This window comes from Vibrio sp. T11.5, assembly GCF_027587155.1.
GTDB classification, from domain to species: Bacteria; Pseudomonadota; Gammaproteobacteria; order Enterobacterales; family Vibrionaceae; genus Vibrio; species Vibrio neptunius.
The window spans coordinates 154597-176051 of record NZ_JAPPTP010000004.1 but is presented as its reverse complement, the minus strand read 5'-3'; the positions used below and the strand labels follow the sequence as shown (position 1 = coordinate 176051).

Here is a 21455-nt window from a genome sequence, read left to right as displayed (position 1 = left end):
CAATTTGAACAAGCGCACCCTATAATCATGTAACAAAATGAATACAAAGCATTCATGACAGATATCAATTTTCAACACCTAAACATTGAATAGCCTTTCTACTCACCTTCAAAATCAAAACACAAACTATAAGAATGGCTTAACGATGAAACTCAGCGACCTCAACGTCAAATATAAACTGGCGACCATAGTTACCTTGGCAATAATTTTTATTGCTATGGCCTGTATCTATAATTTGATCCAGCAACGGAATAGCTCCATGAGTGAACGAGAGGACAAGCTCAGTGCACAAGTGGAATCTACCGTGACTCTGGTCCGGCACTACTACGATCAGAGGCAGACTTTAGGGGAAGAAGTAGCGAAGCAGCAAGCGTTAAGCGCCATTCAAGCACTTCGCTATGACGAGGCTAATTATTTTTGGATTCTTAATCAGGAAATGCAGGTTGTCATGCATCCTATTAAGCCCATGCTCAATGGACAAAATGCCGAAGGCTTTCAAGATGGTGCGGGTAAATTTCACTGGCGCGAAATGGTCGCTATTTCTCAGACCAGCGCACAAAAAGGCTTCCTTGACTATCAGTGGAAGAGTCCACAAGGGGAACTTGAAGATAAGATTTCCTACGTTCAACTCTTCCCGGAATGGGGTTGGATTATTGGCTCCGGTCTTCTCGTCGCTGACATTCAAGAAGCTTTTTATGATCTTGCCATACAAGAGGCGTTTGTTGCTTCTATTTTGTCAGCCATCCTACTCGCCATGGGTTACACAATTTCAAACAACATCATCACCCCCTTACACCGGTTGATCGACAACACTCATAAGATTGCTGATGGGGATCTTAGAGTACGCATGAATATGTCGAGAAAAGATGAGCTAGGAGAAATGAGCCAACAGATCGACAAGATGCTTAGCAAACTTCAGGACACTCTGCGCACTGCGCATCAGTCTGCGGAACAATCCAGTGCAATGGCATGCAATATCGCCCAAGCCAGCGAAGAGGCCGCAACCAGCGTCAATTCGCAGCATACCCAATTAGAGCTTCTTTCTACCGCAATGACAGAAATGAGTGCCACCATCAATGATGTTGCAACTAACGCTGAAAATACTTCTGTGAGTACAAACAAAGTCGTCGATCATGCTCATCGCAATGATCAAACAATGAAAACGACGTCAAACACGATTGCAGAGGTTTCTCGAAATATTTCAACGGCTCACGATTTGGTAACGGAACTCCAAACTGGCGTCAATGACATCAGTAACGTGGTGAGCGTGATTCGAGATGTTTCTGAGCAAACCAATTTACTCGCCTTAAATGCAGCTATTGAAGCAGCCCGGGCAGGAGAACAAGGGCGCGGTTTTGCGGTGGTCGCCGATGAAGTACGAAATCTAGCAAGTCGCACACAGAACTCCACCAATGAAGTTCAGCTGACGATTGAAAAACTGATTGAACAAGCAGACAAAACCTTCTCTGCCATGCAAAGCAGCAATGAAAGAGTCGACGAAAGTGTCTCTGCATCTAAGAAAACCCGTGAGCAGTTGGATGCGATCGTCAATGAAATGCAAAACGCGAATGATATGGTCGCTCAAATCGCAGCCGCTTCAGAACAACAAAGTACAGTGGCAACAGAAATGAACGAAAATGTTTCAGGTATCCACATGGCAGCCAATGAGGTTTTGCAAGCATCCCAATCACTCGCTGAAGATAGCCAGTTGATGGCCAATACCGCCGAGCAATTAACGGGGCAACTCAGATATTTTAAGGTTTAACCCTATCAACAAAAAAGCCGCTGCTAAATGAATGTGGCAGCGGCTTTTTATTGTTAGCTATTTCTTACTTTTTAGCGTTCACTGCTTTTACGAAGATTTCCTGTGCACCTTCAACATTCAGTGCCTTCGCCTCTTCCAATAGACTGATTGCCTTGTTTAAATCATTCGACTCAACTGCAGCGGAGATCGCCCGATGGTAGTATTTTTGAGTTTCAGGCTGTACAACTTCAACACTCTTGGCCATCACTGGTTTGGTGTTAGTTTCTGCTGAGCTTGAAGACCCCAATTGCTTGAAGAAACCTAATCGATCAATTGAGACTTCAACTTTGCCATACTCAGAATTTGGAATCGCAATGTCTTTAACTTCCGGTAGATAGTTGCCACGCCCCTCCGCATCTAATCTTGCAGGATGTGCAACCATGGTAGCTTTGCCCAAGTCACTTTTATCGGTGTAAACAATCAGATAAACAGACTCAGTATGAGTTGGGGGGAAGAAATCAACCTCTGCAACTAAACGGTTACCAAGATTTAAGCGCGGCTTGGTATACTCAAATTTGTCGCTTCCATAGCTCTCTAGCTCACGACCGTTCTTATCAACAATTATCGCTCTAGGCACAAATGCCGTGTCTTCAATCATACTGGTGATGGTAATTGAGTACTCACCGCGATCTGCGGGTAGCTCAAACATAGCAACATGACTATTGATGTTCTGATATTTCAGCGCTTGAGACTGCGGGGTGATTTCAATAATAGTGCTACTAGGTAGCTTCATTGTCACTGCTTGCAACGCAGAGATAGACTCTACTTGCTCAGCTTGAGCCGTTTGCACTTGCTGGATGATTTCCGGGGATTGGCAGCCTGCTAGCGCAACGCAGCCACTAAGAACGAGGGCACGAAAATACATAGGGTTTTCCTTATTTTATTTTTTTAAATACTTAGGGGAAAAGTGTTTAAAAAAATAGCCGACAATTGTCGGCTATCATAATCGGACTTAGACAATTAGGACAGTCATTTGTCTGTTACCACCAAGCTTCTACCTGAACACCAACAACGTATTCAGAGTCTTCGCCAGTACCAAATGCGTTATCGTTTTCAGTATCAGTGATGTAAGAACCGTAGACACGCAGTTCTGGACGTGCCCAGAAGCTGTCACCCATCGCCCAACCTTGAGCCACAGTCAGTTTAGTATTACCGAAATCTTCAGTCGCAGTACCTGCAGAGTTGATCTTCTCACCTGAGTTTACACCCGCCTCAAAGATAGTACGCATTGTGTCGTTCCACTTATACATAGGGCGAACAACTACCGAGTACTGGTCAATGTCAAACTTAGAAGAGGTGGCATCGTTACCGATGTCACTACCTGCTAGGTAAGCTAACTGGTGGCCCATTTCCCAGTTTTCACCAAGGTTCATTACACCCCAGTTGATCAAACGATAACCAGATGCGTCATTCTGTGAATCATTACCACGCTTGTAATATGCACCAGATCCCCAGAAGTTAGCCGCTTGAAGACCATAACCATTGGTGCCGTATTGAAGTACTGTTTGGTTAAAGCCGTTAGACATACCTTGATGGATGATCGCAGACGCTAGTAGACCGTCATCCGCCGCTTCAGTACCGTCAGCTGTTTCTGTAGAAAAGTTGTAAGCTAGTGCTAGTTCAAGAGATGCATCTTCCCAAAGGCCAATATTTGCAAGACGTGTATCTAGAATGTAACCAGCAGACTGTTTTACATCGTTTGTTGTCACTTCACCATCTTGAAGAATCGCAACAGAAAGCTTTTGGTTACCTACTGAAAGGTTCTCAATACCACCACCAGTACCAGACGTGTTTAGGAAGTAGAAGTCTGTGATGTGGATATCTTTACGTTGGTAGTACGTTTTACCCGCCCACATGGTTGCTTCTTTATCTGATGCAATAAGGCCTTTTGCTTTCACAGCGAACTGGGCGACGTTTATATCTCCAGCTTCCCAGCCTGATTTACCATCATCATCACCTTTCGCTAACATTGACTCAACGCGCCAAGTTTGCTCACCTGTTTTCAGCTCTTCTGCAAAACCGAACTCGTAGTAGTTGTCGTTTTCGTTACCTAGACGACCAATACCGTTTTTGCTTACAGAGACATCACCGCCCGTATTGTCACTGATGCCAGTACCAGCACGAAAATAACCATTGAAATCGACCGCAAAAGCAGAACCAGCTGCTAATGTTGTCGCCACTGCGGCAGCAATTAAACTTACTTTTTTCATTTTTAACTCCATTTAGGGATTATTATTCTTTTAACTCGCTCGTTGATTCGCTCTGAAAAGGCAGCAACAGAACCCATCAAAAAAGAGAGGTAAGATGGGCTAAGCTCTATTACCTAACCCTCTTTTGTTTCAACTGCTGACAAGATTACCGATAAGACTCAAGGATGACTTCCTCCGCCTAACACTTATTTTGGGGGGATGAGAAGGGAGTAGAAAAATAACCGAACAACGTACATTAGGCTTATGTCACAAATATAAGGGGGAGGAGGTATTAGATTCTTTTATCATCACCTCACAAAACACAACATAGTTCACCTTTTACACAAAAAAACGCCACCGAACTGAAAAAAAATTACATTTTTAATTTATACATAAGGTTCTTGACGTCTCTGCAACAAAGCTATTTACTTACTTGTAGTTACTAAATTACAAACTAATATCAAATATTGACGATGCCTTGTTCTCGCCCCTATCCACTGGGTGCCACGTTGAATCACGAAGGCTGTAACTTCGCGATTCACGCGCCTAAGAATAAAACACTGTTACTTGCGCTTTTTGATGAAAGCAATAATTACCAAACCTATCCGTTAACACACGAATATGCGGGTATAAAACACACTTTTGTTTCTGGTATCAAAGCAGGTCAGAAATATGGATTTATTGTTGATGACAAAGAAAATCAACGATTGATTTCCGATCCATATGCCAAGTCGTTAGATAGGCCCCTTTTTTATTCTATTCCCTTTAATTCGGCAAAAAGTTTTGAGTTAGCTAAAAGCATCGTCACAGATGACAAGTTCGATTGGCAAGACGTGGCCAAACCACACCGCCCTCGCGAAGAAATGGTACTGTTTGAAACCCATGTCAAAGGTGTCACCAAGCTCAATCCAGACGTACATCCAGAGCATCAAGGGCGATACCTAGGGTTGGTCAGTGAAGCCATGCTCAAGTTCTATAAACAACAGAACATCAATACTTTACAGTTGCTACCAATTGCAGCCTGTATGCATGAACCGCACCTCCTTGAGATGGATAAAGTAAACTATTGGGGCTACAACCCTTATGTTTTTATGGCTCCTGATCCTCGCTATGCAGACCAGGACGCGGTGTTCGAGCTAAAAACAGCAATTAGAGAACTACACCGTCACGGTATCGAAGTCATTCTTGATGTGGTTTACAACCATACGGCAGAAGGCGATGAAAGAGGCCCAGTGTTTAACTTAAAAGCCTTGGATGATCGTTACTACTTTAAGCACGGCGAACATTTTGCGAATTTTACGGGTTGCGGGAACACCCTTGACTTATCATACCAACCGACGCTCAATCTAGTAATGGATACTTTGAGGTATTGGGTAGAAGAATATCAGATTGATGGGTTCCGTTTTGATCTTGCTGCTACCTTGGGTCGTGAGGGTGAAAACTTCAATACAAACTCAGGGTTCTTCAAAGCGGTTGCACAAGATCCCGTTCTCAAAGAGGTCAAGCTTATTGCCGAACCATGGGATATAGGGCCCAACGGCTATCAGGTCGGTAACTTTCCTTTCGGTTGGAACGAGTGCAACGACAGATTACGAGATATAACCCGCAGTTTCTGGCGCGGCGACCAAGGCTATCTAAAAGAATTTGCTACCCGTCTGATGGGGTCTCGTGACTTATACAGTGCAGCTAACTGGCCTTATAAACTGACCGTTAACTACATTACCTATCATGATGGTTTCTCAATGCAGGATCTGGTCTCCTACCGTCAGAAACACAATGAAGCAAACGGCGAACAAAACCGAGATGGTCACGGAGACAATCGCTCCGATAACTATGGTGTGGAAGGTGATACTGAAAACCCAACTATCATAGACAAACGCGAAAAACAAAAGCGTAACTTTATGGCTAGCCTTCTATTCGCTTTTGGTATTCCGCATATACTGACCGCTGACGTGCTCTCTCATAGCCAGAAAGGCAACAACAATGCCTATTGTCAAGACAATGAGTTAAGTTGGTTAAATTGGCAGCCTTCTCTAAAAAAAGATGAGTTCAAATCTTGGTTGGCAAACATGGTTCTGGCACGACAAACCTACATGGCCCCTTTTATTCGGGCTTTCAGTGGTGAAAATAGAAACGACAATCGCATCCATTGGCGACGCATTGACGGTACCTTCATGGAACACGATGATTGGAATCAGCTTTGTTCAGTTGCCCTTCAGTTAGGTATTGGCCAAAAAGGGGATGAATTGTTCTATTGCATCAACCAAACCAATGCACCAGCGCGCTTCAGTTTACCGTATGAGAATGATCAGCAGTGGATCATGGTATGCAATACTGATAACCACAAGTTGCATCAAACTATTGATCAAAAGCAAGTCCTCATCGCACCATGTTCAATGGCTATCTTCCATTCGCGGGCCTAATCTTATGCTGTTGTGATAAGTCGCTATCATAACAGCAACTATCTGCTTGATTAGATAAGTTTTATCTCAAACAATATCTCTAAACTGGTGGCATTGCTAAAGAGGACATATGGCTGAAAAAATCTCCACGACTGCGATAGCAAAGTTACGCCAAACTGACGCTAGGCAGTTGTTTCAGGAGCTTAAGCTGGCAGGTTATATCAATCGTTCAGAGGATTCGTGGGTTTTAACTGAGCTCGGAGAAAAATTTGGCGGAGAGTATGTCCAGCATCAAAAGTTTGGCCAGTTTATCGTCTGGCCAGAAAACCTTCTGATAGACACTGCCGCAACAAGCGGTAAGCCTTTGAGTGCGACTCAAATCGGCGAGCGTTTCTTCCTCAATGCGAAAAAAATCAACCAACTCCTTCAGGAGCTGGGTTGGTTGCAAAAGATCGACGATGGTTGGGAAGTCACGCTCAATGGCCTCAAAGTCGGTGGCTATCAGCGACAAGATAAAGACACTGGCAATCATTTTGTTGTTTGGCATGACTCAATTGTGCGCAATAAGCGTCTTAAGCAATCGGTCATAGAATTTTCAGGTCAGGATGCCGAAGCGCACTCAACAGATAAATCGATATCTAGCTTCCGACAAAAGTTCGAAGCTAAACACCGAACTCTCGATGGACACTATGTACGCACCAAAGGCGAGTTAAAGATCGACAACTGGCTTTATATGAATGGTATTGTTCATGCTTATGACCGTCAGTTACCGATTGATGAAGATGTGCTGAGTGATTTTTACTTACCTACTGGCAAAGTTTATCTACAATTTTGGGGGCGCGACAATGGTGCTTTTCCAGAAAAAGAAAAAGCCAGCATCAAAAAAATATATGAAGACCACCAATTTGACTTAATTGAAGTAACATCTGAAGACATCGATAATCTTGATGATGTGCTACCAGCGAAACTAAGAGAGTTTGGTATTTCTGCCTATTAAAAAACGCCTCACAAATGAGTGAGGCGTTTTAATCAAGCTATCAGTTCAATTCGAACTGAATCGCGTCAACTAACCAACCCGCAGTCCAAGCATTGATCGCTTTGATTTGCTTACCCTTAGGGATATCAAATGTTTCGACTTTGATTGGCGAAGCATAGCCTTTAGAGCCCATCATGACAGAGGAGCCATTCTTGAACTTAAATTTCAACGCTACGATATGGTTACCACCCCAATGGTAGTGACCCGAGCTAACTTCAATACTCTCTACTTGGCTCAAATCAACAGGGTTACGTAACGCGCCTCCGTTACCACCAATCAGTGCATTAAGATCTGTACCAACCGCATCAATTGCTAGACCAGAACGCACGTGCAGCAACTTGCTCACTTTCACTTGCGCTTTTTGAACATCACCATTTGGGTAGCCAAAGATAGGAGAAAATTCCGTTTTTCCCGCACGTAGCGTGCTCGATCGGTAAGTGTTGTGGCTTAGCCAGCTTGGCTGATACGTTTCTGGAATTTGTCCAGCCTGAGTAATATTCGTCAGGTTGAACGAGTGCTGGTTCCAGATACGCGTCGCGTTGGTCCATGGTTTGTCAGCCTGAGCAGACTGGTACACATACACGCCCTTGTTAATACTGTACTTGCTGTCGTAGTTGTTTGCGACCACAATCATTTCAGCATTGTTGTCGCCCTCGAGATCAACAACGATTGGGTACTCCCAAAGTGTTCCAGTCGAGTTTTCGATAACAGTTAGCTCTTTACCCGTCTGTCCATCAAGGATACGTACCTTGAAATGATCCTGTACAAGCACTTCGTCGATGCCATCAGCATCAAAGTCGTACGCAGAAACACCAATCTTGCCGCTGCCAATATCGTCGTTTTGAACCGACCAAACTAACTCACCTTTAGCATTGTACATGTCGACCGCTTTGTAACCTGCGTAAACAATACCGATGTTGTCGGTGCCTGCTGTCGTTGCCGTCTCAAACTGAACCCCTTCGACCAGCCAGCCTTGCGACCAAACGTTAACGCTAGTCACTTTCTCGCCTTCAGGGAGAACAAAGCGCTTAGTTTGCATATGGTAGCCATAGTTTTTCGAGCCCACCATTACAGATGAACCATTCTTCAGAGAGAATTCCATTGCCAGAAGATGGCGACCACCCCAGAAGTACTTGCCGTATGTGACGTCAATTGCCGTAACATTTGAAAGGTCGATAGGATCACGAAGTGCTCCGCCATTTCCACCAATCGTGTTATGGGCATCCGTACCAATGGCATCGATTGCAGCACCGGAGCGCACGTACAACAGATTGTCACCACCAACCTGCGCCGATTCTGCGTTGCCTTTTTCGTAACCAAACACTTCTGTCTGCTTTGAAACTGACTCACTGTAAGCGGCTAGGAAACTGGAAACAGCTTGAACGCCGCCACCTGGGTTGTTCTCGTTAGTGATTTCCCATTTAGTTGAACCATCGTGCTCCAATACCGCCAGCGAACTGTTTTGTGCAGATGAGTAACTCGCAGGTACGGAAACAACCAATTCAGGGTTCTTATCTGAATCTAGGTTAACCAATGAAGAGAACCAGATTTTATCCGCTGCGCTGTACTGCCAATCAACAGCTCCAGAGCTTTGGAATAAAGTACCATCAGCAAAAACTTCCTGACGGTTGTCACCGTCAAAGTCACCACTGATTGATGCTGGTGACCAAGAATGGCTGAACACAAGCTGCCCAGATTGATAATCGTAGACGCCATCCGCAGACAGAATTTCAATATCACCATCGCCATCCAAATCGGCCAAGGCAATGTCTCCTACCGTACGCCATCCAGATTCAACTGTAGCGATCTGCTTTTTTACGTTACCGTTATTATCGAGTACTTTGATAACATCGCTGCCTGTACTGGTGGTGACAATCTCAACAATACCGTCGTGGTCTAAATCAGCAACAGCTGGGCTGTAGCGAGCATCAGCAGTAACACCACCATTGTCATAGCTCCATAGCTCTGAACCATCGACACCACTCAAAGCACGAACAAGACCACCGCTTGAATAATTGCTGCCTTCAAATGTTACAACAATGACATCTGCAACATCTAGGTTATCGATACGATAGTCACCGTTGTCGTCGTTAAGCTGAGCCGTAACTGGCGTGACCATCACCTGATCGGATTCAGGTTTAAAGCGACTACCTTGCCAAGACCATTTCAGCTCAGTTTCAATTTTTTTATCTGGCTCAGTGTAAGCAACCACTCGCATAGAACGAGGGTTCGAAAAATCAAGTGTCTCGCCGTTGTATGCCTTCACAGATTCAAGCTGACTATTAGTTTTATAACCTCCAAACACCGCTAAGCGGTTGTATGAAAGGTTATCCCAGTCACTGAGCATGACTCCTAGCCCTTGTGGAGCTCGTACTTCTACTTCATGACCTTTAATGTAGTCGGGTAACGAATAACCAGAACGTTGACCTTCCTTCAAACAGTATCGTTCGCCACTCTCCAAGCTAACGATACACGCTTCTGGGTATTGCTCTGACGCAAGCACACGCATAGAGCGCGGTTTAGAAAAGTCTAAATAACGGCCGTTATATGCCTTGACGTTTTTAAGTTGTTCGTTTGACGTGTAAGAATCAAAAACGGCCAGTCTGTTGTATGACAGATTGTCCCAGTCACTCAACATCACAGAAATACCACTCGGTGCGAGAACGTCGACCGGATGCGCATAGATCCAATTCGGAAGTGAGTAGCCTGAGCGTTCTCCCGCTTTAAGGCAATACTTTTCCCCTGACTGCTGACTGATAATACATCCCATAGGTTCGGATGCATGGGCAGGCAAGCTGATGTTGGCTAATGCAATAGAGCCAAATACCACTGCTAATAATTTACGTTCCATTAAGAACACCCTTCGCTGATTTGTTGCCAAATTAATGTATTGCTCAATACTGGCGTAATTCTTCCGTTACGTTGTTAAATCCAGACATAAGCGGTTAGGATTGTTTCGCGCCGATTATCTGTATGGAATTTGTTCTGTTCAACAATTAGACGAGAATTTTCCGCCTCAATAATGAGACATCTTAGAAACGAGACATTTAAACTGGGATGTTGCTTCATTTTACAAACAAAAGATAAAAACTTTTATCTCAATAGACGACGGCGTATAGAATGGCATCCATAATTCGACAACACGCACCGGTGCCCAAACTAGGTCAGTTTAATATGAAAATACTGTTGCTATTCACTCTTGCTCTATTCTCTTTACCCTCGTTGTCCCAGGACAGGGTGTTTCGTTTAGATCAATTTGGTGCCATCAGCAACGATTCTAAGGATGATAGCCAAGCGATTCAGACGGCGCTATCCTCTCTCAATTCAGGAGACATTCTGGTTTTCCCTGCAGGGGTATACGACGTATGTCAAACACTATACTTAACAAACACCGAGCAAATTTCCTTAATTGGTAGTCAGGGTTCAGTATTACGTAAGTGCTCTGATTTCGTTGGCGAATATCTGCTTTACATCAAAGAAGCTCAAGGTATGTTCATTAGCGGTATTCATTTTCTCGGTCTCAATAATGGTGATGTGAATCAGGTCTGGGGAGAACAAGGAGTTTACCTTGCCAGTACATCTGAATCTCACTTATCGAATAATACCTTTGAGAACTTCGGCGATGCTGCCTTGCGAGTAACGACAGGACCCAATCCTACAGACTCGCCCTCACAAAATGCGATCTTATTCGCTAATACGTTTCGCAACTGTGGTCAGGTCACAACGACCCAAGCAACGCAAGGCTCCAATGTCCCCGGCACACAAAACATTACGTTCGAATACAATCTATTTCAGGGATGTACTCTTAAATTATCGAGCCGAAAGCAAGTTGAAGACGCATTGGTTTTCCATAATACTTTCAGAAACATAAGCAGTACTGCATTAGAAATCAGCTATTACACTAATGTCACAGTGAAAGACAACAAATTCGACAATATCTCCGGCTTTATTATGAATGTCTTCCCAAACACACGAGCAGAACAACCTGTGGATTGGGGAAATATTGATTTCCAGCACAACGACATTTTTGATAGTACCATGGGCATCCGGTTACAAAGTTTTTCATCTAATGAATCACCGACTAGATCCGTTGAGAATATTTCTATATCACACAATCGTTTTTCTAATATCACTTGCGAAGGAACTAGTGAAAAGAAATATAAAAAGATAATTCGAACTTATAGTCAGAATAGCGGCTATTCTTTTAAAAACATTAATATTATTGGTAACCAATATGATGAAAGTTCGGAGTGTGATTTTTTATCGATTGATACTGTATCTGGAAATATTAAAGTAGAAGAAAATAAAAAAACAATAAAAGTTGATGGAAATTAAAGCCCTGATAAATCAGGGCTTTAAATATATAGCTATTTTACAACAGCGTTACCTTTATATACTTTAAGAGCGCCTTCAACACGCTGACCGCTATCTACATCATACAGTTGCGGTACTATAGTGTACTCGCCGTCTGGATAGCTCGCGTCTAAAGTAAATCCGCGAATAATACTGAGATCTTCCAAAGCGGGAACCGTTTCCAACACTCGAGCATGAACAGGAATCGCTAAACCATCAGGGCCAATTGCGGTAACCCAGAACTCAATGTTAGCCGCTTCCGTTCTGGTATTATGAGCTTGGAGATCGAGAATCAAATAGCCACCTTCACTTGGGTAAGTGGTATCGTTGACAACATAGGACTCAAGTATCAAGCCGTCGATTGTAGCTGGTTGATCAATACTCACACCTTTAGCAAAGCTCTCTGATTTTGAAAAAGTTTTGCCAGTCTTTACGTTGACGCCTTCTACTGCGACTTTATATAGGCCGTCATCCATATATTCACGCACCCAAATACCACGCTCAATATGCAACGCCGAACCTTCTTCAATATTTTCACTGTCAAATTCAGAACTATTAACGCCGACAACAGCTTTGGCAGGAAAAACTATACCTTTAGGCCCTGTGACAGATACCCAATACTTAAGATCAGCCTCTTCATCGCCAATATTTGTTAAGTTAATATTTGCAGATAAATAACCACCTTCTGTCGGTATCTCATTTTTTGAAAGCTGAATTTGTGCATCAAGGAGAAATTCTTCGTTCGCCACTTTACTCTCTACAGCTAAGACAGATAAAGGAGTGCTGAACGCTAAACTACCCGAAAGTAGAGCAATACATAGTTTTTTCATTTCCACACCAAATTGTTAATAAATAGAGTTGATTAATAGGGCAGAACGAAGAGTAACAACTGAATATTTTATATTCAAATAACACCTTGGGTAATAATTACAGTTATTAATCAAAGAAAATATTTTCAGTTGTTACATTTGTTTAGTGATAAAAATCACATTAAGGAATTTGTAGGCAGATTAGGTTATTTACCAAAACGCTCTTTCAGCAACAAAAAAGCAAACTTTGAATTTGTCACCAAATAACGCTTCCACATTCTTCTTGGCTCTTGAATCACTCGGTAAAACCACTCCAAACCAGCGTTTTGCATCCAGACTGGGGCTCGATTGACTTTGCCAGCAACCACATCAAATGTCCCACCTACGCCCATCACGAAGTCGACACCTAGTTCATCGCGCCATTTATTAATGAAGTTTTCTTTCTTTGGCGATGTGATGGCCACAAACAGCAATTTTGCCCCGGACTGTTTGATCTTTTTGACTAAGGCTTCTTCGTTATCCCAAAAATAGCCGTGGTGGTATCCCGCGATATTAAGCTCTGGGTGCTTGGCCTGCATAACTTGAGCCGTCTTCTCTACCACGTCTTGTTTTGCTCCCAGGAAAAACACAGGGAACGCTTCCGTTTCCGCCATGGCATTGAGGTTATGAAACAGATCCACACCCGCAACGCGCTCAGGAATCTTATGACCAATAAATCGTGCACCCCATACAACACCCATACCATCAATATTGATGATGTCACACTCGGTCACAGATTGTGCCAGCTCCTGATCTTTTTTCATGTTTACTAACTTGGCAACATTGACAACCACATGTTGAGTAAACGTTCCGGTTTCAATACGATGTTTAATCGATTCAACGGTTTGTGCCATGGTCATTGTGTCCATTGGACTGCCCAAGAATGTCACTCGACTCATGACTTTTCTCCTTTGTGGTTCTTTAAATAAATACTCATCGACAAGTACATCCAAGCTTGAGTCCACCGTACATAGTTAATCGTGTTGGTTGTACGCGCGGTCTTTTGATAAACAAATTGTTTTTTGTCTGAGAGGTAAAGCTCTTGGACAGACCAGTTGAGTACTTGACCTGCCATGTCCAAATCTTTTTGCGTTCCCCCTACCTTAATCAAGGTGATCGCGGCTTGAGCGACTGAGTGGGGGTCAAGTGGATACCGGTTATTATGGTAGTATTTTGCAGTCCCATCTGCTTCAAAAAGGTGCGCTTTGTAATAAGCCAGTCCATGGTCAATCGACTCGTCAAACTCGTCGGTTTGCAGTGAATGTTTTAGTTCGTACAACGCTTCGAGGTTATAACCAGTATGAAAACCATCAATAAACTGATGGTGACTGCGAGCACCGTACACCCAACTACCATCAGCAGACTGCTCGTTAACACTTTGCCAAGCAACCGTCCGCGCAAGCTCTTGATATTTAGCATTGGCGGTTTCAGAACCAACAAACCCAACCCATGCAGCGGCCCACAGACTCGCGTTATGAACAAACGCTTTTTCTCCCGGAATATAGGCAAAAAATTGGCGTTGCTGATCTTCTGTGTATAAATGCTCAACAATGAAATCAGCACTAGAACATGCTGCATCAACATAGCGTTGGTTGTTGGTCAGTTTTCCAAGGTCGAACAACGCTCTGCTTACGTAAATGGTTGATATGACGTTGGGTTTACCCTTGGGTACAAAAAAGGCCCGTGCTTTCCAGTCAAAGTGGTATCCCCAGCAGGAAGCACCCCATGTTTCTGCACTGCACTGATTTTCCATCAACCAGTCGGCCAGTTTCTGAGCTTCTTCAAGTAAGCGAGTCTCCTGATTAGCCTGATATTGCTCTAGCATCCCTGAGATAAATAAAGCAACCCCTTTCGGATTGCGCTTTTTTGGAACTCCCAGAAAATGGCGCATATTAACATTCGAGCGTTTGAACATCTGAATCCATGCAAGGCCGAATAGTGAATTGCGTAAACGCGGGAAAGTATCGAAAAGACGAGCATTTAATCCGTCAAATGGATCAAAACCTGCAAAGTCATTGTTAATCGCATCGTCTAAAAGTGAACAACGAATGTCATTAATCATGCGCGGCTCCTTTGGCGAAGCACGGCATCATAAATACGCTGCACCTGAGGAATGATTGCTTGTACAGAAAAGTGCTGATCGAATTTCTGTTTCGCATTTTGGGTATAATGTTGATTCATTTCTTGATTAGTCAGTAGTTCAATAAGCGCATCAGCCAAGGCCTCTGAGTCCCCAGCTTCTACGAGAGTGCCCTCCTTGCCATGAGATATCGCATCAGGAATACCACCAGCGTAAGTGGACACTACGGCAATACCAGCCGACATCGCCTCCAATACGCCCATTGGAAATCCTTCGTTGTAGCTAGGCAGGCAATAAATTTGAGTCTGTCTCAGTAAGTCGAGCTTGTGTTGACCAGAAACCCATCCCAAAAACTCTACATGGGATTCAAGCCCTAAATCCCGTGCCATCGCACGGTACTTTTCAACTTCGCCATCTCCTCCGATCACAAGCTTAGCGTCAGGGCATTGCTGTTTGACTCTTACCATGGCTGTGAGCAGGTCATGAACGCCCTTGCGCTCGCCCACTCTTCCTAGAAAGCTGATGGTTGATGAAGAATTAACGGAAGCATCAAGCTCAAGTGATGGCACGGCGTTATACACTAACTGGAAATGCTCCGAACGACGAAAAGTCTCTCTCGCCCAGTCAATCCACTGGGAAGATAGAACAATCACCACATCCGACATTTCAAAAGTATCACGAATGTGTTTCTTTCTATTTTCATCGCACTCATTCGCATAGAAATCACGAAACTCAGCGCCGTGTAAGTGCAAGATCACTTTGCCACCAAGTAATTTAATCAATCGCACAAGTACTGATTTACGTAAGTAGCTTCCTCTTGAGGCAACATGAATGTGGGCTAAACCAACGCGATAAAACACAAAGTAGAACAAAACTTTCAGCAATGCGCTGATATAAAGCAGCAAAGCTCCAACACCACCCAGTCGATTGTTGGTAGAATGAGTAGCGATCAGTCTTACCGCATTGTCAGCAAAAAAACCGGATTGATGATAAACACTCAAGACCGTTGCAATTCCACCCTGGCCTTTAATGTCAGTCGCAATGGTCAGATTGATGTTTTTTTTCAAAATTTATTCTCCACACTGCATACTGCCTGACGCACTTTGCCATTTTTCGTTCTCGGTAATGCATCCACTCGTATGACATCAACTTTCATGCTCTGTCCAACGCGCTCATTAGTGTTGGTGATGAGCTGCTGTTCCTGCTGCGTCGTAAACTTGGCTTCATCAACGACAGCTAATACTTTGATTGATTCTGCTTTTTCTTGCACAAACTGACAGCTTATTAGCCCCTCTATACCTTTTGGTATATGGTTGAGGATGTGGATTTTCTGCCCATCTTCACCCAACAGGAAGTCGCCCACACGCCCTTCGATTTTCTCGATCACAGGATAAGTTCGTCCACATGGACAACATTGCTCTGATGAAAGCACAACGTGATCCCCAGTGCGATAGCGGATTAGCGGATAAAGTGCATTGTTGTAGTTCGAACCAACAATCTCATGTTTACCATCACCACAGTCCAGAAATTCAACATGCGAATAATCGGAAATCAGGTGATAATTGCCATGCTCACAACTACCTATTGCCGCGACACGCTCAAACAACCCATACCAATCAAACACCTTGCACTGAAAACGTTTCTCAATTATGTCCCTATCTTCTTGTGAGAGGGATTCCGAAGAGGTCACGATAGATTTTAATTTGCCTCGGTAATACCAGTCCTTACTTTCTAGGAACTTGGCGAGCGTAGCGATTGAAGATGGATACGCTTGGATAATATCAACGCCATACTCTTCCATTGCTGTCAGATAATCTGGAATCGCATCCGCTGTCAGATGAAACGACGACATTAGAATCATGTTTTCAAAGATAGAATAGCGCCAATAAGGGCCAACTTTCTGAGATAGTGGCACGACTACATCACCACGAATCCACGCTCGCTTGTCGCCTTTTTGGTAGCCCGCCCACTCTAAATGACGAGAGACAAACGCCTGCTCCCTAAGCACCGAATTGAGATCTTGTGGGATCGATAGGGGCGTACCTGTTGTGCCACTGGTACTGCCCTTCACTGTCACTTTAGGTTTGATCTGTGTGTTGAGAAAAGCATCCGGCGAGGCTTTGACATCTTGTTTATCAATAAACGCAAACTGCTCTAGCTGTTGATGTGCTCCATAAGCAGCAGTACCTTTCGCGCGTAGCAATGTCGCTTCAAGTTGCTTATCACAAAAGGCCTTGAGTGCATCATGAGAGTATTCATTTTCTCTAAGCTGACTCTTCAAACCTGCGACACGTTTTTCACTACGAATGGCCGCACGCACTAGGTCTCTTAAAGACACCATTACGTTCTGAATAAATATTGGCGATTTCTTATATATCGACGAGGTATACACGTTACTATCCCCTAGCCACGGAGGTCCTGAAGGAATGGTGCTGTTCCTTCAACGTCAGAACGATTGTCATGAATGTCATAATCGTTGTCTTTTACCCAGCCAATAATTTTGGCTGGAACCCCACCAACAATGGCACCTTCTGGGACGCTTTTTGTCACCACACTGTTTGCGCCGATGATCGCATTGTCACCAACAATAATTGGGCCAATGAGTATGCTATTGGGGCCAAGATAAACACGATGACCTATCCGAGGTACTTCTCGATAAGGGCCTTTACCCGCTGTTTTGCAACCGACACCTATGTTACACATTTCTCCAATCACCGTTCGGTCATGAAGTAATACGCCCATCCCTTTGTAAGCAAACATGCTCCCTTTACCAATCTGACACTTGGCAGAGACTCGACTTCCATATATAACGAATATAAATAGCTGAAATATCTCGGGAATTATCGGTACTTTTTTTAGATAGAACCAACGTGCGATACGATATAGAACGATAGCATTAGGCATGTGAACAACCTGAGTTTAAATGAGAATTCTGAGGAGCTAGCAACCTTTCCCTAAGTGACTTAGCTAAGTACAGACAAGTGAAAAGTAGAAGCAATGCTGGGGTTTTTGTTGTAAGAGAGTTATTGGTAATACTGACCAGAGCAAAAGACAAGATAGTTACGCGTTCAATGTAGTTGCCTGTTACAGCAAAGTAGCCCAAAGGCATAAAAACCGTCACAAACAGAGGCACAGCGCCTACAAGCCCAAAAGTGAAAACCCAACCAACCAAATAGTTTTCTATGACATCAATGTCTAAGTAAAGCTCAATCGACTCAAGTAGACGATGGCTAGCACCAAATATCCACTCTCGAGCACTTAATTGATCGATTAAGTAGAATACGTCTAATCTAGCCGACGCACTGCCATCAATATAGAGCTTTGATGCAATTCGTTCCGTAATGCCAGACTCAACCAGCAGGTACGCACCAACCCAGAATGCGACATATCCGATCAGCATAAAAAGAGCAATTTTTTGCTTATTGTCAGGAATGCCCTGAGTGATGGCTTTCCACAGCATGGGAGCAAAGGACACCGATACCGCACAAATAAAGATCGCTAACGCGGCTCTACCGCCGAATGCGAACAACGCAAGCGCAACAATCAATATATACACAAAGCTGGGTAGCTTGGTTTTGTTAGCAACGAGCAGCGCAATGCTGACCGTTATCAGGGCGTTGTTAAGCGGGTGAGTCAGAAATGCCGTTGAACGAAAGAAAGAAAATTCCTGGAACTCAACATTGACCAAACGAAAATGGAACATATATTCCATCACCGCCACAAGCGAGTTAAGTAATATTAAGTAAGCAATCAGATTGAGTAGAAAAGACTTTTGATTATCTTTAAGGTAAGCCAGTAACGGCACGATCAACACTGGCGCTAAAAACGTATTGACTAAATAGGCCATCCCTGAAGAACCATGCATAGCAAAGCCATATAGGATCACGAACACGTTGCATGCCAACGCAATCAGCCAAAAACGGTAGTAGCTGCCTAAACGGTGAGAGATTCCTTTCATCCCATCAAACAGAAAAACCAATCCAAAACCCAGCAAAACCAGATAAGAGTACAAATGGATTTTAAATAGTGGTGATCCCCCTTGAGATACGTACGGTACCCCAAGGTCTTCTAACATGTAGCCGCCAAGAAGAATCGATGATGTAATAGCGACAAAAGGTAGCAGATAGATCTTAGACAACACGTCGTCTACCCCTCAGCTTGAGTAGAGATAAACGAATCTCAAAACTGTTCAAAAGAAAATGCACCAGAACATAAGTGGCCAAAGCTATACCAATCGAAATAATGAGAGCAAAGACATCGTTGATATAACCAAGGAATGGCTGGACAAAAAGAATCGCTAGCGCCATAACACCTGATGCGATAACTGTTTTTAGCGCTGATTCGGGTATGGGGTATCGATATCCAGCCTTCCAACCAACAAAGGCGGTTATCACCAGACCAACAAACATGGCCAATAGAATGCCGATTGCTGCTCCCAGCGCACCCAATTGAGGAATAAGAGCAAAAGCTGCCAACACTTGTACAAGTAATACAACCGCCATAATCAAAGGTACGTACTTGGTTTGTAGTGTGAACTGCAAACCATGATCAAAGAAATGCGCACGTAAATTAAACAGTAAAGCGGCAGCGGCGACCAAGTAAAACGTGGTTATGTCGATATCTGCGTACGCGTCACCAAGAAAAATACCCACTAGTGTGGGAGCGAGTAAACACAGGCCTATAGTCGCGGGCAAGCTGAGTGCAAACAGCAAGCCGCTATACATCTTATGCTTAGCAATTAGGCGCGTCCTGTCTTCGGTAAGCTTGGTGAGTTCTGGGTAAAGCGGTAGAGCAATGGCCATAAAAACCAATGCCATAATGCCGAATAAAAGATTCGCAATCGCGGCATACTGCCCTGCTTGTTCAAGACCAGTGAGATTAGCAATAAATAGACGGTCACTCCTTGCTGCCAGTATGCCCAGTAGACCAGACAACATAAGTGGTGCGCCGTAAGAAAACAGCTCTTTTTTAAGCGCAGTTTCAGGAATCACTTTTCGATGCCATGCTCCAGCACCAACACATATCGCCGCTCCTACCGAATAGCTAACGACTAAAGACAGCAACGCCACTTCAAGGCTAGGCAATAGTGATAGGAATAACACAGTCATGAGTATCGACATGACCGCTTGAGTCATTACAGACCAGCGATAGTGGCCGGACTTTTGGTTCACACGCGCATACTCAATCGAAAACAAATAAAGAGCTTTAGTGACAAAAAAGGCGTAAACCACGAAAAAGACGCGCCATTCAAACTCTGTCAACAGCGCAACCAAAACACCAATAACAAAGAAAGAGAAGAGAAGATTGCCAATCAACCAACGAACAACTGTCGCACTGATCTGCTTCTGCCTATCCCGTTCCGCACTCGGATAGAAACGAATAAGGCAATTGTTGATCCACTGAATTAGCACTGAACGTGACGCTTCAACAATCACCATCAATACAGCGAGAAAGCCGTACTCTTGCGGCAAAAGAAAGCGAGTCTGTACTGCAATAAGTGCAAACAGACTTAAAGCAGAAAAGATCTGAACAGGAGCATAGGTGAACAACTTTTTGATCACAACAACTCTCCGTAGAGCTTTTGATACTCATCGACCACAGCACGTGGTGAAAACTTCGCTTTCAAAGATTCAGTATCCACCGCAGGTAAATCGCGCAAAAACTGCAAAACGTTTTCAGTTTCCTTGTCAGAGCCATCGGCCAATGTGTAGTGAACACCAGCAGTGCGAAAATAGGTTTGTTCTTCCTGCAAGATACCCACTTTAGTCGCGATAACAGGTAGACCTGAAGCAAGCTTTTCCAATGGTGCAAGACCAAATGTTTCCTCTCGGGAAAGAAAGACTCCAACATCAGAGTCTGCATAAACCTGCTTAATCTGTTCAACATTCATCGGACCAAGCCAAGCCACTTTTTCCGAAGCACCTAATTCTTCTGCCAGCATGTTAAGGTCTCTGGCATAATTCTCGTCGACAGGACCAATAATCTTTAGCTCAACATCAACTGTATTCGCTAACTGAGCCAACAACCTGATGATCCGGTCGACTTGCTTGCGTGGTGAGATTAAAGAGCAAGTCACCAAACGTAATGTCTCTGACGTTGATCTTTTTGTTTGCTTAAAGTAAACATCATTCACCGGATTGCCCACCTTGTGCGCTTTTGCACGCAAAGCGTTTGGTAAAGAATCAAACAAAATATCACCAACATAAGTTAACCGATCCGCAGATCGTAAACTGAATGCTGGAAGCACGGTTTCAAAAATTAAGTTGTTGAGCCAACTACGACGTTTTCTAGCGACTTTGCCCAATGAGTGCAAGGTAATCACAGAGTGAGCATTACCAGTTGGTAACAAAGGTAGACTCGGCAGGTGGCTGTGGATCACGTCAGGCTGAAAGCGACGAGCAAGCTCACGTAGCTTAACGTTCTGAAAAACAAAGCCCGGTACAGGTACCCCTAGAATTTTCCCTTTGCTAGCAATGAAAGTGATATGAGTTCGCTCATTGAGCTGAATTCTTTGGTTCAACTCTTGTTGAGAAGACCCTACCTTAATTGCCAGAATTTCATACTCAAAACCCTTAGGTGCGCTGAACTCGAGTGACTGAACTATTTGCTGGCAGACAGAGTCAACGCCTCCGGCATTATCACTTCCCCATTTAAGGGTACTCAATGGCATCACTAGGAGGACTTTTTTCATCATCGAACCTTTAGCGAGAAGGCTCAGAGAGTGAATGACTGCGCCACTTCAC

16 protein-coding genes are annotated in these 21455 nt (G+C 43.9%); 4 read left to right on the top strand and 12 right to left on the bottom strand.

The window, feature by feature from the left end:
* The first annotated feature begins 145 nt into the window (after nt 1–145).
* A complete protein-coding gene (locus OH455_RS06575; protein WP_269980800.1) occupies nt 146–1765 on the top strand; it encodes a methyl-accepting chemotaxis protein in 1620 nt (539 codons plus the stop codon).
* 64 nt (nt 1766–1829) lie between these two features.
* Here the strand turns inward: OH455_RS06575 and OH455_RS06570 are convergent, their stop codons facing one another.
* Both OH455_RS06570 and lamB read right to left on the bottom strand, forming a co-directional pair.
* Nucleotides 1830–2669, bottom strand: coding sequence for a MalM family protein (locus OH455_RS06570; RefSeq protein WP_269980799.1), 840 nt, complete (start codon nt 2667–2669; stop codon nt 1830–1832).
* Between the two features lie 115 nt (nt 2670–2784).
* On the bottom strand, nt 2785–4014 hold the full coding sequence (gene lamB, locus OH455_RS06565; protein WP_269980798.1) for a maltoporin LamB: 1230 nt from the start codon (nt 4012–4014) through the stop codon (nt 2785–2787).
* Between the two features lie 452 nt (nt 4015–4466).
* Between lamB and glgX the strand changes: the two genes are divergently transcribed.
* Together glgX and OH455_RS06555 are read left to right on the top strand one after the other, a co-directional pair.
* Nucleotides 4467–6416, top strand: coding sequence for a glycogen debranching protein GlgX (gene glgX, locus OH455_RS06560; protein ID WP_269980797.1), 1950 nt, complete (start codon nt 4467–4469; stop codon nt 6414–6416).
* A 109-nt stretch (nt 6417–6525) separates the two neighbouring features.
* Nucleotides 6526–7392, top strand: coding sequence for a glycerol kinase (locus OH455_RS06555; protein WP_269980796.1), 867 nt, complete (start codon nt 6526–6528; stop codon nt 7390–7392).
* A 40-nt stretch (nt 7393–7432) separates the two neighbouring features.
* Here OH455_RS06555 and OH455_RS06550 read toward each other — a convergent pair whose 3' ends face one another.
* Entirely contained in the window at nt 7433–10282 is a 2850-nt protein-coding gene (locus OH455_RS06550; protein WP_269980795.1) for a beta-prism lectin domain-containing protein, read from the bottom strand.
* Nucleotides 10283–10605: 323 nt separating this feature from the next.
* Between OH455_RS06550 and OH455_RS06545 the strand changes: the two genes are divergently transcribed.
* A complete protein-coding gene (locus OH455_RS06545) occupies nt 10606–11766 on the top strand; it encodes a glycosyl hydrolase family 28-related protein (RefSeq protein WP_269980794.1) in 1161 nt (386 codons plus the stop codon).
* 32 nt (nt 11767–11798) lie between these two features.
* Here OH455_RS06545 and OH455_RS06540 read toward each other — a convergent pair whose 3' ends face one another.
* From OH455_RS06540 to OH455_RS06500, 9 genes are all read right to left on the bottom strand, one after another.
* Nucleotides 11799–12614: an RbmA family biofilm matrix protein gene (locus OH455_RS06540; protein ID WP_045977192.1), complete on the bottom strand. Its 816-nt coding sequence runs from the start codon at nt 12612–12614 to the stop codon at nt 11799–11801.
* A gap of 185 nt (nt 12615–12799) precedes the next feature.
* The gene (locus OH455_RS06535; RefSeq protein WP_045977191.1) at nt 12800–13531 is read right to left on the bottom strand and encodes a WecB/TagA/CpsF family glycosyltransferase; all 732 of its coding nucleotides are present in this window, start codon (nt 13529–13531) and stop codon (nt 12800–12802) included.
* Nucleotides 13528–14694, bottom strand: a complete 1167-nt coding sequence (locus tag OH455_RS06530; RefSeq protein ID WP_269980793.1) for an aspartate-semialdehyde dehydrogenase — start codon at nt 14692–14694, stop codon at nt 13528–13530. Before OH455_RS06530 ends, OH455_RS06535 begins: the two co-directional genes overlap by 4 nt.
* Nucleotides 14691–15779: a glycosyltransferase family 4 protein gene (locus tag OH455_RS06525; protein WP_269980792.1), complete on the bottom strand. Its 1089-nt coding sequence runs from the start codon at nt 15777–15779 to the stop codon at nt 14691–14693. The genes OH455_RS06530 and OH455_RS06525 overlap by 4 nt, the downstream gene beginning before the upstream one ends.
* Complete coding sequence (locus OH455_RS06520) at nt 15776–17104, bottom strand: phenylacetate--CoA ligase family protein (protein WP_269980791.1); 1329 nt, start codon at nt 17102–17104, stop codon at nt 15776–15778. The genes OH455_RS06525 and OH455_RS06520 overlap by 4 nt, the downstream gene beginning before the upstream one ends.
* A gap of 11 nt (nt 17105–17115) precedes the next feature.
* Nucleotides 17116–17616 carry a serine O-acetyltransferase gene (locus OH455_RS06515; protein WP_045977187.1) on the bottom strand — a complete coding sequence of 167 codons (501 nt, stop codon included), beginning with the start codon at nt 17614–17616 and terminating at the stop codon, nt 17116–17118.
* Entirely contained in the window at nt 17609–18853 is a 1245-nt protein-coding gene (locus tag OH455_RS06510) for a VpsF family polysaccharide biosynthesis protein (protein ID WP_269980790.1), read from the bottom strand. The genes OH455_RS06515 and OH455_RS06510 overlap by 8 nt, the downstream gene beginning before the upstream one ends.
* The gene (locus tag OH455_RS06505; protein WP_269980789.1) at nt 18843–20273 is read right to left on the bottom strand and encodes an oligosaccharide flippase family protein; all 1431 of its coding nucleotides are present in this window, start codon (nt 20271–20273) and stop codon (nt 18843–18845) included. The genes OH455_RS06510 and OH455_RS06505 overlap by 11 nt, the downstream gene beginning before the upstream one ends.
* Nucleotides 20270–21403: a VpsD family glycosyltransferase gene (locus OH455_RS06500; protein ID WP_269980788.1), complete on the bottom strand. Its 1134-nt coding sequence runs from the start codon at nt 21401–21403 to the stop codon at nt 20270–20272. Before OH455_RS06500 ends, OH455_RS06505 begins: the two co-directional genes overlap by 4 nt.
* Between the last annotated feature and the right edge of the window lie 52 nt (nt 21404–21455).